Here is a 16,782-nt window from a genome sequence, read left to right on the forward strand (position 1 = left end):
GGGCTTACCTTATAAATCTCCTTGCTATTAACATAGGGTTAATAGCTACTAATCCGTAAGGAGTCATAATGCGACATTACGAACTGGTGTTACTTGTACACCCAGACCAAAGCGACCAAGTGGTCGGCATGGTTGAACGCTATATCAAGTTGGTTCAAGACAACAACGGCACAATCCATCGTCTAGAAGATTGGGGTCGTCGTCAACTGGCTTACCCAATTAACAAGATTCATAAAGCTCATTACGTTCTTTTCAACATTGAAACTGACGGTGAAACTTTGGCTGAACTTGAAGAATTATTCCGTTATAACGACGCGATCATTCGTAGTCTAGTTATGCGCCGTGACGACGCTGTCACTGAAGAGTCGCAGTTAGCCAAGAATGCCGATGAAAAACGCGCACGCAAAGCAACTACTCGTCGTCCAGACAGTCGTGAAAACGATAATGACGACAACGACAACAGTGAAGACTAATTAAAGGAGAATACTCATGGCACGTTTCTATCGCCGTCGCAAATTCTGCCGTTTCACTGCTGAAGGCATCACTCACATCGATTATAAAGATGTTGAATTGCTAAAACAGTACATCAGTGATAATGGTAAAATCGTACCAAGCCGCATTACCGGTACATCTACTAAATATCAGCGTCAACTAGCGACTGCTATCAAGCAAGCTCGTTATTTATCGCTACTTCCATACACTGATAACCATCAGGGTTAACCGTTAACTTTAACTAGGAATGACTCATGCAAATTATTTTGTTACAGCGTATCGTCAACCTTGGTAAACTCGGTGAAACTGTCGATGTGAAACCAGGTTACGGACGTAACTTTCTTATCCCTTTGGGTAAAGCACTACCTGCTACTGCAGCTAACATTGAAAAGTTCGAAGCACGTCGTGCNNGAGCTTGAAGCTGAAGAAGCGAAAGAAGTAGCTGTTGCTCAAGAACGTGCTGATGCGCTAACTGACGTTAATGTCATCATGCGTGCTAAATCAGGCGACGAAGGCAAACTATTCGGCTCTATCGGTACTCGCGATATTGCTGAAGCATTGACTAACTCAGGTCTAGAAGTAGACCGTGCTGAAATCAAGCTTCCTGAAGGCACTTTACGTCAAGTTGGCGAATACAATGTTGATATTCAGCTACATCATGACGTTACCGCTACTATTCTAGTTACCATTCTTTCTGAAGATGGCGACAACGAAGAGTCAGCAACAGAAGTTGAAGACGAGAACGAAGATTATTCAGAAGAGTAATTTTTTGAATATCTAGATCTAGTCTAAAAAAGCCAGTAACGTCATGTTGCTGGCTTTTTTGCGTTTTGCTATCGCGCTTAATTGATGATTTTATCAGGTATCTTGAACAGTGATATATTCTAGCAACTATTTGTAATAAATAGCTTGGAAAGCCTATACTTAACAATAAGATACTACCTATAAAGTCATCTTTATTATTGTCACTTGAGTTGATATGCTCGTTGTATTTAATTGATAGATTTTATTTAGATAACGATAGGCTGCAATGACATGATAAATACTGACGACAAATTACGCTGCACCCAAGGCAATCATTTTTATAGCGAAGGTGAAATTTATAAGGTGGGTAGAATCGTTAATAATAAATACTTTCAAATCCTAACCGATAATGATGCAGACCACTGGTATGCAACACTGGATGATAGAGGCATTTATGTGAGCTTTGATTCGAACCTAGGCTTAGCAGAAAACGAGAGAGCTTACTTTGAAAAGATCGATGAGCTACAAGCTGAAAGCTAGCAGCCTCCTGAACTATTCAAAAGCACTCAAAAGCATTCAAAATTTAAGAACGGTCAACATAATGGCCGTTTTTTTAATTAAATATCAATACGATTACAGGACAGATATGCGACAGAGCGCGGCCACTCAGCGGCTGTTTTCGGCACTTCTTGGTCAGCAGCTATTATCTTGGCTGCATTTATCCAGCCTGCATGACCGATGACTAATACTGGGCTATCTTTTTGTTCAGCTGAAACCTTAACCAACCAACCTTCAACACGCTCAAATAGCTGCTGTAAGCTCTCTCCATGACTGGGGGCAAAATGGGCAAAATTATGACACCACTCATCAATCTCTTGCTTAGTGATTTGCGCCCACCGACATCCATCCCATTCGCCAAAATGAATCTCAGCCAATTCAGGCGCGACGCGACACTCAAAACCACGTTGCGCTAATATTTGCCCGACTTTTAGTGAACGTTGTAAGGGGCTGACCCAAATTATTTTTGGTAATTGATGCAAACGCACAAAGCGCTCGATTTTATTGGCAAGACGTTTCAACTTACGTTTATCGACGCCGATATCAGTTTGTCCAATACAAATTCCTTCAGTATTCATCGGTTTGGGATGACGCCAAATATAGAGAATCATGAATGAGTATGGTCCTTGTTGACGATTTGATTTAAATAAAGGGTATAGAAGCAGCCAGTCCGATATAAATAGCAATTTCACTAAGCTGCTGCGTCGCACCGAGCCCATCGCCCGTGTAACCATCCAAGCGCCTGCGCAATAAACGTCGCATATAGTCAGTGGCTATCAGCGCCAGTATCATGGCTAACAACCATTGACCCATTCCAATCTGCTGCATCGTATTGGGAAATATAAGTGCGACTAAAATAATAGCCACTATTAGCCAGCCACTGCTATATAGCCCTTGTATTGGCGTCAACTGCTGCGCCATCGGTTTGGCTTTTGCGTGTTCTATCTCTCCACCATAAGGCAGTAAAGACAGCAGGCTAATGCAAAGTAAACGCGACGCGGTATGTCCTATGATAAGCGCGATGACAGCTATCGGTATGGGCATCGAGGCAAGTAAGCTAATTTTGAGTAATAGCGCCGACACCAAACCTAATACACCATAAGTACCTAGGCGCGAGTCTTTCATAATAGTCAGTGTGCGCTCGCGAGTCAGACCACCGCCTAGACCATCACAGCTATCCGCAAGACCATCTTCATGAAAAGCGCCAGTGAGCTTAATTCCAAAAGCTGTGCTCAGCACTGCAGCAACTAGGGGCGTAAATAACAGACTGCCCAGCCAAAACACGCCAGCACAGAGTAAGCCAACCAGTAAACCGACTGCGGGGAAATGGCGGCTACTCTGATGCAACCATTGCGGATTATAATGTTTAAATGGCGGTACTGGTAATCTTGTTAAAAATTGAATGGCGACCAGTAACAAGATCCATTCATGCTTTATCAATTGAACAAGGGTTCGTCTAGGCAAAGACGGTTTTGATGGCTCTAGCTGATTTGATGGTTTGTTTAATGATTGTGACATCAGTTGTTTTGCTCACTGATACCAGCGTCACTAAAACTTGCCATCTCATTGATAATGGCGCAAGCGGATTGCAACAATGGATACGCGAGCGCAGCCCCGCTACCCTCGCCTAAGCGCATGCCCATATTAAGTAAAGGCTCAGCATTTAGTGATTTCAATAAATGCGCGTGCCCCGGCTCAACAGAATGATGAGCAAAAATCGCGTATTGAGCAACACCGGGTGCTAGGCGTTCAGCCACCAATAATGCGCTACTGGCAATAAAACCGTCAATCAGGAGAATACGCCGTTCACTAGCAGCCTGAATCAGCGCACCCGCCATCATGGCAATCTCAAGCCCGCCCAATGCAGCGAGTACATCAAACGGTGCTTGTGCCTGTTGATGACGCTCTAATACTTGCGTCAAAATATCCGTCTTATGCTCTAATCCTGCATCGTCAAGCCCTGTGCCGCGACCGATACAATCAGCAATAGACAAGTCGCCCAGTCTTGCGAGCAAAAGACTCGCTGCTGAAGTATTGCCTATACCCATTTCACCAACAATCAACAGATTACCCGCCAGATTCTTGACGACTTTCATGCCGTTTTCTAGCGCTGCTAAACATTCTATTTCTGTCATCGCAGGCTCTGTTAGCGCGTCTCGGCTACCATAGCGAACTTTATAATCTAGCAATTTTGGATGAGGAGCAAAGTCGGCATCCACCCCAGCGTCAACAACCTTTAACTCAATATTATGCTGGCGTGCCAATACGTTGATGGCGGCACCACCTTGCAAAAAGTTATGAACCATTTGCGCAGTGACAGCACTAGGAAACGCTGATGTACCATGCTTAGTCAAACCATGGTCTGCCGCAAACACTCGTATTTGCGCTTGCTCAATATGCGGTGTGATCGTTCCTTGAATCATGCCCAACTGCACAGCGAGTGCCTCTATTCGCCCAAGCGCGCCCAGCGGCTTGGTTTTTAGGTCTATAATCTGCTGTAGCTGCAGACGTAATTCATCATTTTCTATATTGGCTATAGTAGGCGCAGTAAATATGGTCAAGGTAGGCATCCTGATAATGGTACGTGTGAAGCAAAAAGCACATACTAGCAGAGTATCTAAGCTTTACCATGAATAAAATCAAATATGAGCCGAATAGATTCCCTAGCAGCTTGGATTTACTATAGAATATGCCCCTTTAAAAATCCATATACCTATTGATGCTGCTATTAATGAAATAATAGCTCAGTAGCAGCATCCACAATTATCGCTATCAACCCTACATGTAGAGACAGTAATGATCGTATTTTGGCTTGTGCTGACCATTCTTTTTATTATTTTTGCCACAGCAAAGTTAAAGTGGCATCCTTTTTTAGTATTGATATTATCAGCCTTTTTAGTAGCGCTATTTTACCAAGTGCCGCTTAATACTGTTGCTAAAACCATTTCTGATGGCTTTGGCGGTATTTTAGGTTACATCGGTCTGGTTATTGTCTTCGGTACTATCATCGGGCTAATCCTTGAAAAAACAGGTGCCGCCATTGTAATGGCAGAAACGGTCATCAAAGTTTTGGGACCTCGCTTCCCTACTTTGACCATGTCTATCGTTGGTGCTGTGGTTTCAGTGCCAGTATTCTGTGACTCTGGCTATATTATTTTAAATTCATTAAAAGAAACATTGGCCGAGCGTTTACACGTATCCAGTGTGGCGATGAGCATTGCCTTAGCGACAGGCTTATACGCAACCCATACCTTTGTACCACCAACCCCAGGTCCAATTGCCGCAGCAGGTAACTTAGGACTAGAGTCCAATTTAGGTTTGGTCATCATGGTTGGTGTGGTGGTGACAGCGGTTGCTGTATTGGCTGGCTGGTGGTGGTCTAATCGCTTCTTGAATGTCGCTCCCGACAATATCGACGCACTGGATGCGCCAGCAGCGACTTTGCCTGAAAACATGAAAACACGCGACGACTATAGCAGCATGCCGTCAGCAACAATGGCGTTTTTGCCTATTATTGTCCCTATCGTATTGATTTGCTTATCGTCTGTTGCGAACTTCCCAAGTGCGCCATTTGGCAGTGGCACGTTGACAGATATTTTAGTGTTTATCGGCAATCCACTCACGGCATTGCTGATTGGTTTATTCTTGTCTTTCTTGCTAATTAACACTGAGCAAAAAACACAGCAAATTAGCGACAGCATAGCGCAAGGTTTGGTTGTGGCAGCGCCTATCCTATTGATTACTGGCGCAGGTGGTGCATTTGGTGCCATGCTAAAAGTAACACCTATTGGTGACTATTTGGGCACAACGCTATCTGCGTTAGGGCTTGGTATTTTTATGCCATTCATTGTCTCTGCTGCTCTAAAAACGGCACAAGGATCAACCACAGTCGCCTTGGTCACCACCTCTGCGATGATCGCGCCGTTATTGGATCAAATTGGTCTCGACAGTGAGCTTGGTCGCGTATTCTGTGTGATGGCCATTGGTGCAGGTGCCATGACTATCTCGCACGCCAATGACAGCTTTTTTTGGATTGTCAGTCAGTTTAGTCGTATGAGTGTGGCGCAGGCTTACAAAGCCCATTCTATGGCAACGGGTATTCAAGGCGTGACCAGCATCGTCTTTATCTGGTTATTAACCTTGGTATTTATTTAAAGAGATTCAAAGAGACATTCATGAAAATTTTAATTGCTCCCGACTCATTTAAAGAAAGCTTAGACGCATTGGATGTTTGCCGCGCCATTCAATCTGGCTTCAGTCAAGTGTTTCCAGAGGCTGATTATAAGCTATTGCCGATGGCTGATGGCGGCGAAGGCACATCTGCGGTACTGTCTTATGTATTGGGTGGACGCTGGAAAGAAGTGGTTGTCAATGATCCACTGATGAGACCGATAACGGCAAAGTATTTGTTATTGCCCGACGCTACGGCTGTCATCGAAGTTGCTCAAGCGTGCGGATTACATCTACTGACAAGCGATGAACGCAATCCTGTCATTGCTAGCAGTTACGGTGTCGGCGAGCTGATTGCTGATGCGTTAGAAGAAGGGGCTAAACGTATCGTTATTGGTCTAGGTGGTAGCGCAACCAATGATGCAGGTCTTGGCATGCTAATGGCATTAGGCATCACATTTCACGATATCAATGACACTCTACTCACTCATGGTGGTGGCGCACTTGCTAGCCTACATAGGCTTGATAATATAAATCTTCATGCAAAGGTATTAGACACAGTATTTGAAGTCGCTTGTGATGTGACCAATCCATTATGTGGTCTTTTGGGTGCGAGCGCAGTATTTGGTCCACAAAAAGGCGCTTGTCCAGAGCAAGTAAAAGCTTTAGATAAAGCACTCAGTCACTTTGCCACCATGTGCGGTCATCACGGTTATGAGGACTGCCAACATGTCGAAGGCGCTGGAGCAGCTGGTGGTCTTGGCTACGCGATGATGACGTTCTTTCAAGCTCAGCTAAAATCAGGCTTTGACACAGTTGCTGAGGTGGCTCATTTATCGCAGCATATCGCAGAGGCTGATCTCGTTATCACTGGCGAAGGTAAGCTTGATGCGCAGACAGCCATGGGTAAAGTGGCAGGTGGTATCAGTCAAATCGCCAAGGCTAGCCATACACCTGTTATCGCTATCTGCGGCAGTGTTGACGGACTCAAACCTGCGCAAACCAGCCAGTTCAATATTGTTATGCCTAGCATTCAAAAAGTAGATACCATCGAAAACGTACTGAGTCAGGCTTATGACAATATTGAAACCACGGCTGTAAATATCGCTGCGAGTATCAAACTTGGGCAAAACTTGAAATAATGATAGTCTATTAAATAAGCGGCTTCTATTAAATGTACAGCTATTTAACCTTTGATAGCTGTGCATTTATCATTCATTCTCAAAATATCTATAACCATTTTTTTACTTCATCAATGACAGTATACATTCTATTAGAGAGTGCATGCCGTCGTCTTACCGCAAGATATAGCGTCTCGCTAACGGCAACTGGTAGATGATGACTGTTAATAAGCTCAGGCTTTGGATAAGCAGCCACTGCATGTGCAGGTAGCACGGTAAAGCCTATACCCCTACTGACTGGCTCTAAAATTAAACCAATCTGATTAGAAAAGCCTTTTTTCTCAAAGTCATTGATATGCTGGAATTGTTCATAATTGGCAGTCAGTAGCATACCTGCATGATGTGCACCATCTGGATGATCAATAAAACCAAGCTCGGTGAGATGCTCCCAGCTCGGCTCCACCGTAGTTGCAGGTGTTACTAATATTAGCGCTTCTTGAGCCATAGACTTACAACTGACTGTCTCCTCATCTGAGACATCCGTCATAAAACCAATGTCAATCTCATGATTGGCAAGCGCCTTCTCTATATCAGAATTTGGAGCAAAGCGATAATCAATCACTAGCTTTGGATGCTGCTGTTGTAAGGTCAAAAGCTGCGGATATAGCTTGAGTCCCACACTACCAGGCGACATCAAACGTACCAATCCTTCATAAGGAGGATCTTCACCGATGCGCTGCTCCAGATTTGATAAGCGCTGCAATATCTCGCCTGCTTCTTTATAGAGCTGCTCACCTGCATTGGTCAGTGAAAACTGCTTTCCTTGACGAATCAGTAAGTCTGTATCCAACTGATCTTCTAGCTTGCGTATGTGCTGACTCACGCCAGATTGGGTCATGTGTAAGCGTTCAGCCGTACGAGTAAAGTGCCCGAACTCGGCAAGCGCACAAAAAGTGCGCAACCATGTAATATTTATCATTACGATACATAATTATTTATATAATATTTGATAATTTTACATAATAATCGTATGTTTGTATACTGGCCTCACGTTAAATAAGAGTACAACTAACAGGAGCAAAAGCTATGAACAACGTTTATCCAAGGAGTTTTTCGCACATTGGCCTTTCAGTTCCCGACCTAGAAGCCGCCGTAAAATTTTATACTGAAGTAATGGGTTGGTACACCATCATGGAACCAACTGAGATTGTTGAAGATAATAGCCCGATTGGTGAGATGTGTACTGAAGTATTCGGTTCAGGTTGGGGCAGCTTCCGTATTGCTCACCTATCTACTGGTGACCGTATCGGTGTTGAGATTTTTGAATTTAAAAATCAAGAAAACCCTGAAAACAACTTTGAGTATTGGAAGACAGGTATCTTTCACTTCTGCGTTCAAGATCCAAATGTTGAAGAGTTGGCTGAGCGCATCGTTGCAGCAGGTGGTAAAAAGCGTATGGAAAAACCACGCTACTATTACCCTGGTGAAAAACCTTACCGCATGATTTATATGGAAGACCCGTTTGGTAATATCGTCGAGATATACAGCCACAGCTACGAGCTTATTTATAGCGAAGGCGCATACTAAATACAGCTTAATACAGCCTTGGCTTGTATCTGACTGATAAACAAATAGCGACCTCAGAATATGAGATCGCTATTTTTATTTGTCTGCTTTCTACATGAGCAACCTATTATATAAGAGGTAAGCCATGCTACTATTTAGGTAGCTATACATAGCATCTACCAAACGACATAACCCATTATCAAGGATGATAAATGACAAACTCTGACGTTGCCTTAGCCATGGACGACTTTCTCGTTATTAGAAAAGACGATAGAAAAAGTGGCGTGGTCACCCTCACCTTAAACCGACCAAAGCAATTCAATGCCTTATCCGTTGAGCTACTCTCTGCGCTACAAGCGGAACTGGACAGTATCGCTCAAGATGACAATATCCGTGTAGTCGTCATTGCAGCAAATGGTAAAGCGTTTTGTGCCGGTCACAATCTAAAAGAGATGCGCGCACATTCAGATGAAGCCTTTCAGCGCGCCCTATTCCAACAATGCAGTCACATGATGCTCACTATTAATCGTATGCCGCAAGTCGTGATTGCAAAAGTGCAAGGCATTGCCACAGCAGCAGGGTGCCAACTGGTCGCCGCCTGTGATTTGGCCGTTGCCGCTGATGAAGCCAAATTTGCCACTTCAGGGATAAACGTTGGGCTTTTTTGCTCCACGCCTGCCGTTGCTGTCAGTCGCAACCTACCTCGTAAGCAAGCGTTTGAGATGCTGATTACTGGTGAGTTTATCGATGCACATACTGCCTTGCAATATGGATTGATCAATCGAGTAGCCCCAGCAGAGCAATTAGAACAAGTCTTACAGTCTTTAATCACAGCTATCACCGCCAAATCTCCGGTAGCGGTAAGAACTGGCAAAGATATGTTTTATAAGCAATTGAATATGAGCGTCGAAGATGCTTATGGCTATGCCAGTGAAGTGATGACTTGTAATATGATGGCAGGCGATGTGAGTGAAGGTATTGACGCCTTTATTGAAAAGCGCCAAGCGGTATGGAAAGGATGTTAACTACAGCTGTGGCTGCCACCTACTTAGCTACTGTTATTTTTTTATTAACCGTCCATAATAGCATTCGAGCCAGATTATGTACCAAGCACGAAAAAGGCCATGATATTGCTATCATGGCCTTTTTTATTTAATACGGATACTACGGGCAATCTATTACTCAGCAGCGATAGCTATCATCTCAACCAATAGCTCAGGGCGTGCTAGGGCTGACTCGCCACAAGCACGTGCTGGTGGCTGAATGCCTTCAAAAAAATTGTCATAGACTTCATTCATAGCAGCAAAGTCTGCCATATCTTTGATCCAAACCGTTACTGATAGTAGCTTTGATTTGTCACTACCCACTTCTTCTAGCAAGGTTTGGATTTTTTCCAAACAAGTCAATGTTTGCGCTTTGATATCGTCTTCTGCATTACCTACCTGACCACATAAATAGATAGTCTGGTTATGAATTACAGTTTTGCTCATACGTTGATTGCTATGCAGCTTCTTTATCATGTTATATACCTTCAATTTATTAATTTAAGTCTGTGCTAAATCTGGCAAATACGCTGTTAATTAGAAAAACGCTGGGCACTGAATGGCGCAACATCTACTAATAATGGCTTGTCATGAATCATCTCTTCAACCAGACGCCCTGTCATAGGCCCTAAAGTAAAGCCTTGATGACTGTGACCAAAGGCAAACCATAGTTTTTCATGCTTGTCTGCAGGACCAATAACTGGCTTCATATCAGGCATACAAGGACGCGATCCTGCCCATGCTTCGCTCTCAACCGCATCTTCTAATGGTAAGATTTTGCGAGCCAGCTTCAGAACCGTTTTTAATTGACCAAAGTTCTTTGGTGCATCCATCGTGGTCATCTCAGCACCGGTCGTGATACGGATACCCTGCTGCATTGGGCCCATCACAAAGCCTTTGTCCATATCAAACATACTGTGATTGATGGTATTTTTTTCTGTTACTTTGAAATGCTGATGATAGCCACGCATTGGGAACAATGGCAGATTATAGCCAAGTGGCTTGATCAAATCGTTCGACCATGGACCTGCTGCGATGACCAATTTGTCACTATAATAAGTGTCATTATCAGTAATGATTTTCCAACCTTCACCGTCTTGTACGATTTCTTTTACATCGCTCTCTTTAATTGTACCGCCCATCTCTTGGAAGTTTTTCGCATAGGCTTTTACTAGCGAGCTTGGGTTCGATACTTGCCAAGAGTTTTTCCAATGAATCGCACCAACGAAACCTTCAAAATTAGCGCTAGGCTCCATGGCTTTTAGCGCTTCAAGGTTTAGTACGTTATGCTCAACGCCTTGATTGCGCGCATCAATGGCTGATGCTTGTGCTTCTTTAAACGTTTCTTCCGAGCGATGCAATTGCAACCAGCCGTCACGAGTGATTAGTTCGTCAGCACCAGATGCTGAAATCATTGTCTGATGCTCACTGGTACAATGCGCGATCAGTGTCTGCCATTCTGATTCTATTTTTTTGACCGAAGCGGGCGTAGAGTATTTCCAGTACTGTAGCAGCGCTTGATGGTAACGCAAAATTGCTGGGATACGATAGCGAATATCAGTACCTTGGTTCGGCAATACTCGGATCATCTCAGTCAGTTGACGAGGAAAAGGATGGGTATGAATGGCTTCGCGCTGAATCAATCCTGCATTGCCATACGAGGTCTCTGACCCTGGCAACTTCTTGTCTAACATCAGTACTTTTGAATTATTTTTTTGTAAATGCCACGCGACTGACGTGCCAACCATACCTGCACCGATAACGATCACTTCATAGCGCATAACCTATCCTTTTCTTATGGTGTTAATACAAAGTATCAAATATGAGGGTCTAACGGAATAAGGTGGTAATAGTAACGCATTGAGCTGAATATTAAACCCCAATCTCATAAATATTTTTGCTATTAAATACTTTTGGTTATAGGGTTTTTGAAAAGGTATTTTTGATAGGAATAATTTAATAAGTTAACGAAGGTTTTGTCTTTAAATTATTCTTTCTAAAATGAATATAGGTAATTCTAGTCGGTTATTTAGAAACGCTATTGAAGTAATAAACATATTTTACAAAAAGGTGGTGCGTTGCGTAGCTTCCAAAATTTTATTTGTAGTCAACTTCTCTTTCAAATAATAGCTGCAACCAGTCACTGAGACCATCAGTATCAAAAGCCTTTGCACCATAGCCAAGATTTAATAAATCCTCAGGCAAATATTCATCAAATTTCTCAATCATCTTGTTGGGTACGTTTTCGGCAAGCTCAGTCGCAGACGGCATATTATTGGAGGCTAAATCTCTCAAAAACCTAATAACCTGAACCGAATTGACTTTATGAACACAGATAACTCCTGCATATACCTCAGTAGAGAAATCATGCTGCATAAGCAAAGCTGCTAGGGTATGAACGACTTTGTCTCCGCGCCATGTAAAAATATAAGTATTACCGTCTTGATCTATTATTGGCCGATGACGCAATTGACACCTATCAAAAGTCTCAATGCTTTCTGTAAACAATTCACGCGCCGTTTTATCAGCAAAATCGACTTTTTTATCGCCGACTGAAATACGATAGTCACCTGTAGTTAATATGTCATACATCTCTTGACGGACTCGGTCGTGTATCGACATATCTCCGCCGCCATCAAATTTTGGAGGCTGACCGCCGCCTTGGACAGCAACCACATAAATGACCTTTTTATCCATATCGATATCTTTGACTTGCCAGCGTATACCCGCAAAGATGATGTATTGTTCGGGTAGCAGCAAAGTAGTGACGGGTAATGTGCCTAGTGTTTTACTACCAGCCACAAGACGATATTCCTCTGGCGTTTTAAACACCGCATAAAAAGTATAATGACCAACGATACGCTCGCCTACTATCCCTAATACCAATTGCTGATTGCCAAGCTGAGTAATCAGTTGCATCGCGCCCATTTGTGATAATAAGGATTTAAAGTGAGTAGGCGTTATCTTTTGAAAAGGTCCTTGTCTACATAGCAAATTATAAATTTGGTCGGCACGGATACCACCCCATTGACCGATAGTCGCGAGCACTTGATGAAGGAGCGTTGAGAAGTGATAGAGCGACGTATCGGCAGGCTCAAACCATCTGCTAGCGATAAGCAGTCTTATCATTGCTAATGACTGTATAAGCTGTAGTCTCAGTCTATCCACCAAACTGGTATCGACATCGATTTGCTTTTCGGTGATAAGCATACGCAGCACTGACGAACCACCGCGCCTACCCGAGCGCCCAAGCCGTTGCCGTAAGCTTGAAACTGAATGCGGAGCTGTCACTTGTACGACAGAATCAACTTTACCAATATCTATACCTAGCTCTAAAGTCATGGTACAGACGGCGGTAGTCGGCAAATCCTCTTTTTGCAAACGCTGCTCTAAACCTTCTCTTAATTCTTTTGCTAACGAGCCGTGGTGGGGGAAAAACTCATTGGGAACGATATTATGCTCACACTCATCACTTAGCAATGCAGCTATGAGTTCAGTACGCTTAAGGCTATTGGCGAATATAAGATGATTACCGCCACGGCAGAAGCGATATAAATCCGTGCATATTTGTGATTGAGCATCATGAGCAAGCTGATAACTATGAATTAGAGAATTATCATCCTTAAACTCACTAATCTGAGCACTTTCGCTTTTCGAATCAATAGCTATATAGCTCTCATCAATGTCATTATTATCATAATAGCTCTTAGACCCATTGCTTTGAAGCTTGTGCATTACTTGGTTAGGGTCTACATAACCTTTTAGCTGAACTTTGACGTTGGAAGTCGATTCAGTATCCTTAATAATGACACAAGGTAAAGAATTATTGGGGCGTAGTGATAAAGGCACAGTTTCTATATCGCCCAAAGTTGCACTTAATGCCACTCGTGGAATAGGCGCGTCTAGCCGTCCAGCTACATGCTCAAGACGGGTCAAAAGTGACAATAGATGCTGACCACGCTCGCTACCCAAGAAGGCATGAAACTCGTCAATGACAATATATTTGAGCTCGCCAAAAGCTTGTTTCACCCAGCCTGCATCTCGTATTAGTAGAGACTCAAGCGATTCAGGGGTAATCAAAATAATACCCGATGGCGACTTTTTCTGTTGCTTCTTTTTAGCTAGCGCACTGTCACCATGCCAAGGCGTCACTTGCATATCGAGCAGCTCTGCTAGACTTTGCAAGCGTCGATACTGGTCATTAATCAAAGCTTTTAACGGACTGATATAAAGAATACCAACGCCCTTGTCTTGATGAGCGATAGCGCTACAGGCAGGCAAAAAGAAAGCTTCTGTTTTACCCGCAGCGGTTGCCGCACTAATAAGCACATCCGTTTGCCCTGATAAAATGGGCGCAATGGCTTTGGCTTGTACTTCCCGGAGTCCATGCCAGCCTTGGTCAAATATCCAGCGTTGTATACGCTTATCAAGCTCAGTATGGGCATCTCTCAAATTAAATCTCTCAAAGTAGGCATTCGTCTTATAAGCTAAAGTCTGCTAGTCCATCATCTTCATCCATGTCACTAAGGTCGCTCATATCGATGTCCATATCTGAAGGTGTTTCAGGGTCGATAGCTACGGATTGAATCAGATGATTCCATGAGATAGTAGGATTTTGGTCGATGACAGCTAGCATATCTAAAAATGCCTTGATGGTATTACGTGGCGTTCTGAAGTAAGCATCGCCAATCGTTTGGCTACAGTGTTGCAAGAAAGCTTGTAGTGATTCATCAGGCACTAGATATGCAGACTCATCGCCGCCTGCATAAACATGACGTAGGTTTTTTAGCAAAATATACAGCTCCTCTGGCGTTAGGCTAGCCAAATGTAACGCTGGAGAAGAATAATCAATTACCCCTGCCTGCTTGGCAAAGCTGTTGTCCGCTAAGCGAGTTTGCAAAGCATCGTAGCTGTATAAGCCTTTGCGCGGATCGAGTAAAAACTCAGGCGTACCCCCTAATAAAAACCCTAAATGCTCAGCTGTACCTTGCAAACAATCATTTAAGATACGCAATATTTGCTCATAGTTACCTTGGCGCGCTTGAGTGCTGTTAAGCTTGTATAGATTGACCATCTCGTCCAAATTAACGAGCAATCCTTGATAACCAGCTTGACGGACGAATAAACTCATGATTTTTAAAGAGTCATAAAAGGATGAGTCGGAAATAATAGTGCGCACACCTAAGTCGCGTCTGGCATCAGTCTTAGTAGCGTATTCTGCACGTAACCAGCGAATAGCGTTGGCTTTTAACTCGTCATTACCTTCTTCGTGCCCTTGCCAATAAGCTTCAATGACTTTTGCAAAATCATAACCACCTACCAACTCAGTCAATTCAGCTAAATTTTGCTGGATAACGTCACTGATAGCCTCTCCGCTACTGTCCGCTTGTTTTCGTGCTTCGGTAATAAAACGCTCAACCACACTAGCAAGCCCATTGCCATCAGGCTTATTGCGCGTCGATAAGTTACGCATCAGCTCAGAATATAAATTCCTCGCTTGGCCTGACGATGCTTGAATGCGTCTGTCAGGCGATAAATCCGCATTCACCGTGACCAATTTACGCTCAAGTGCAATGGCGCGAACCACGCTCAAAAAGAAAGTCTTGCCCGACCCATATTCCCCAATAATCAGCCGAAACGCAGAACCGCCATCAGCCACACGTTCAATATCATCTATCAAAGCTTTGAGCTCATTAATACGTCCCACTTGGATATGCTGAATACCAACTTTGGGGGTAACGCCAGCCTTGAGCGACTGGATAATCGCGTCGCGTTCTTTGGCTCTAATTTTTTTACCACTCATCTTTATTCCTTTTTAATCCACTATTTTTAGTGTGCTAATTTTTATGTGCTATGAATTCAACGCTTTTAACTCGTCGACAATCTCAAAATCAACGACCACTTCATCATCATCTTCTAATACGGGTGCATCAACTTTATCGTATGCCCAGTCGTTAATGGTTTCGATAGCGCCATTTATCATTAGATTTAACGATTCGCATAATTCGTTGACGGCTTCACGTTGCCATACTTCGGCACTAATAAGCTCTTGATACAGTTGGCTGTGACTACGATCTAGTCCCTTTATGACCGCCTCATTACCTGAACTATGCTTGTTAACAGGCACGTTACTCTGATGCTCAGTCGCCGTCTTACTGCTTATTTTTAATAGTACACTATCTTTTATATCATCTTCGCTTTCTTCATCTTCTACAGCAAAGATCTTACTTAGCATCGCTTTAGCCACTGCAGTCTCACGTTCATGTAGCGCCAACAGTTCAGCATCAAAACTAAATGAACGGCTACTTTTGCTGCTATTATCTTTGGTTTCGGGCTCATTTTTTATGCCTATGTTTACTTTTTTATTCGTCGTTAGCTGATGAATATCACTAGTCACCATCGTTTTATCCAGACCTAAAGCTTGATATAATTTTTCGATTTGTTTGATTTGACTGGGTTCAATATTGCCATTCGCTAAAGCAACAGTAATGATAAAACGGCTGATAAAGCCAATATATTGCGCGTCAAGATCAGCCAATGTCGCTTTTAGACCTGCCATATTTGCTGGGGTATTTAACTGCCATAGCAAATAAGCAGTCAGCGATTCTTTTTCAATAGTGGTCAGTTGACTGTCTTGATTGAGCAGCGTCAATAGTGTATCCACTTCCCTTTTATCAACATAACCATTAATAGTCGCTACCATTGCCCCTAATCTCATAGCTAGGCTGACCTGATAGAACGACGAGCTCGGTTCAAAATCTTCATAATGCGTACTATGACCGCCAGAAAATAGTACGGCATAACCATCCGATTGCAAGCGCGTCTGATGATAACGTTGGTCTGGAGCAACACCAAAACCAGCAAGCTCTACCAAATCAATAATCAGCTCATTTTGCTTTTTACTCAGCGCTTTGCTAGCTGTCTGTGGCAATGGTTCATCCAAATATACCCATAACTCTTTAGTCGTTGTCAGCCCTTCATTGTTTTCTATAACAGACTCAGCCCATATCTTAAATTTTTCAATGACAGGGTGACGACTGTTATGAAGTAAGGGTTTTGGCAGTAACATAATAGCGGCAATATCATCA

General features: G+C 43.2%; 16 protein-coding genes and 1 pseudogene. 8 read left to right on the forward strand and 9 right to left on the reverse strand.

Annotation, left to right across the window (positions count from 1 at the left end; translation table 11 throughout):
• Window positions 1-68 precede the first annotated feature (68 nt).
• The 4 genes and pseudogenes from rpsF to B2575_RS10620 all read left to right on the forward strand — a co-directional run bounded on the left by rpsF (window position 69) and on the right by B2575_RS10620 (window position 1,776).
• Window positions 69-473: a 30S ribosomal protein S6 gene (gene rpsF / locus B2575_RS10605; RefSeq protein WP_193012851.1), complete on the forward strand. Its 405-nt coding sequence runs from the start codon at window positions 69-71 to the stop codon at window positions 471-473.
• 16 nt (window positions 474-489) lie between these two features.
• Window positions 490-720, forward strand: a complete 231-nt coding sequence (gene rpsR / locus B2575_RS10610) for a 30S ribosomal protein S18 (protein WP_010198808.1) — start codon at window positions 490-492, stop codon at window positions 718-720.
• Between the two features lie 26 nt (window positions 721-746).
• Window positions 747-1,257: pseudogene (rplI, locus tag B2575_RS10615) on the forward strand (50S ribosomal protein L9).
• Window positions 1,258-1,527: 270 nt separating this feature from the next.
• Window positions 1,528-1,776, forward strand: coding sequence for a hypothetical protein (locus B2575_RS10620; RefSeq protein ID WP_055124252.1), 249 nt, complete (start codon window positions 1,528-1,530; stop codon window positions 1,774-1,776).
• A 77-nt stretch (window positions 1,777-1,853) separates the two neighbouring features.
• Here B2575_RS10620 and B2575_RS10625 read toward each other — a convergent pair whose 3' ends face one another.
• Genes B2575_RS10625 through cobT form a run of 3 tightly spaced genes read right to left on the reverse strand, consistent with a single transcriptional unit; the run spans window position 1,854 to window position 4,364 of the window.
• Window positions 1,854-2,405: a histidine phosphatase family protein gene (locus tag B2575_RS10625; RefSeq protein ID WP_296241926.1), complete on the reverse strand. Its 552-nt coding sequence runs from the start codon at window positions 2,403-2,405 to the stop codon at window positions 1,854-1,856.
• Window positions 2,406-2,436: 31 nt separating this feature from the next.
• On the reverse strand, window positions 2,437-3,312 hold the full coding sequence (cobS, locus tag B2575_RS10630) for an adenosylcobinamide-GDP ribazoletransferase (protein ID WP_296241927.1): 876 nt from the start codon (window positions 3,310-3,312) through the stop codon (window positions 2,437-2,439).
• A complete protein-coding gene (gene cobT, locus B2575_RS10635) occupies window positions 3,312-4,364 on the reverse strand; it encodes a nicotinate-nucleotide--dimethylbenzimidazole phosphoribosyltransferase (protein ID WP_296241929.1) in 1,053 nt (350 codons plus the stop codon). The genes cobS and cobT overlap by 1 nt, the downstream gene beginning before the upstream one ends.
• A gap of 226 nt (window positions 4,365-4,590) precedes the next feature.
• Here cobT and B2575_RS10640 point away from each other — a divergent pair, with 226 nt between their 5' ends.
• Window positions 4,591-5,949: a GntP family permease gene (locus tag B2575_RS10640; protein ID WP_296241930.1), complete on the forward strand. Its 1,359-nt coding sequence runs from the start codon at window positions 4,591-4,593 to the stop codon at window positions 5,947-5,949.
• 20 nt (window positions 5,950-5,969) lie between these two features.
• Window positions 5,970-7,106, forward strand: coding sequence for a glycerate kinase (locus B2575_RS10645; protein WP_296241931.1), 1,137 nt, complete (start codon window positions 5,970-5,972; stop codon window positions 7,104-7,106).
• Window positions 7,107-7,194: 88 nt separating this feature from the next.
• Here the strand turns inward: B2575_RS10645 and B2575_RS10650 are convergent, their stop codons facing one another.
• The gene (locus tag B2575_RS10650) at window positions 7,195-8,064 is read right to left on the reverse strand and encodes a LysR family transcriptional regulator (protein ID WP_296241933.1); all 870 of its coding nucleotides are present in this window, start codon (window positions 8,062-8,064) and stop codon (window positions 7,195-7,197) included.
• Between the two features lie 107 nt (window positions 8,065-8,171).
• On the opposite strand from B2575_RS10650, the gene B2575_RS10655 reads away from it, so the two are divergent.
• Together B2575_RS10655 and B2575_RS10660 are read left to right on the forward strand one after the other, a co-directional pair.
• Complete coding sequence (locus B2575_RS10655) at window positions 8,172-8,672, forward strand: lactoylglutathione lyase family protein (protein WP_055124259.1); 501 nt, start codon at window positions 8,172-8,174, stop codon at window positions 8,670-8,672.
• Between the two features lie 191 nt (window positions 8,673-8,863).
• A complete protein-coding gene (locus B2575_RS10660; RefSeq protein ID WP_296241935.1) occupies window positions 8,864-9,676 on the forward strand; it encodes an enoyl-CoA hydratase in 813 nt (270 codons plus the stop codon).
• 153 nt (window positions 9,677-9,829) lie between these two features.
• Here the strand turns inward: B2575_RS10660 and B2575_RS10665 are convergent, their stop codons facing one another.
• From B2575_RS10665 to B2575_RS13610, 5 genes are all read right to left on the reverse strand, one after another.
• Window positions 9,830-10,168, reverse strand: coding sequence for a RidA family protein (locus tag B2575_RS10665; protein ID WP_045452271.1), 339 nt, complete (start codon window positions 10,166-10,168; stop codon window positions 9,830-9,832).
• Between the two features lie 59 nt (window positions 10,169-10,227).
• Window positions 10,228-11,475 carry an NAD(P)/FAD-dependent oxidoreductase gene (locus B2575_RS10670; protein WP_109590201.1) on the reverse strand — a complete coding sequence of 416 codons (1,248 nt, stop codon included), beginning with the start codon at window positions 11,473-11,475 and terminating at the stop codon, window positions 10,228-10,230.
• Between the two features lie 316 nt (window positions 11,476-11,791).
• Window positions 11,792-14,146, reverse strand: coding sequence for a DEAD/DEAH box helicase (locus B2575_RS10675; RefSeq protein ID WP_296241938.1), 2,355 nt, complete (start codon window positions 14,144-14,146; stop codon window positions 11,792-11,794).
• 28 nt (window positions 14,147-14,174) lie between these two features.
• Window positions 14,175-15,497, reverse strand: coding sequence for an ATP-binding protein (locus B2575_RS10680; protein ID WP_296241940.1), 1,323 nt, complete (start codon window positions 15,495-15,497; stop codon window positions 14,175-14,177).
• 48 nt (window positions 15,498-15,545) lie between these two features.
• Complete coding sequence (locus B2575_RS13610) at window positions 15,546-16,763, reverse strand: tellurite resistance TerB C-terminal domain-containing protein (protein WP_414707435.1); 1,218 nt, start codon at window positions 16,761-16,763, stop codon at window positions 15,546-15,548.
• Window positions 16,764-16,782: the final 19 nt, after the last annotated feature.

It is taken from the genome of Psychrobacter sp. UBA6739 (genome assembly GCF_002453835.1).
Taxonomy (GTDB): domain Bacteria; phylum Pseudomonadota; class Gammaproteobacteria; order Pseudomonadales; family Moraxellaceae; genus Psychrobacter; species Psychrobacter immobilis_A.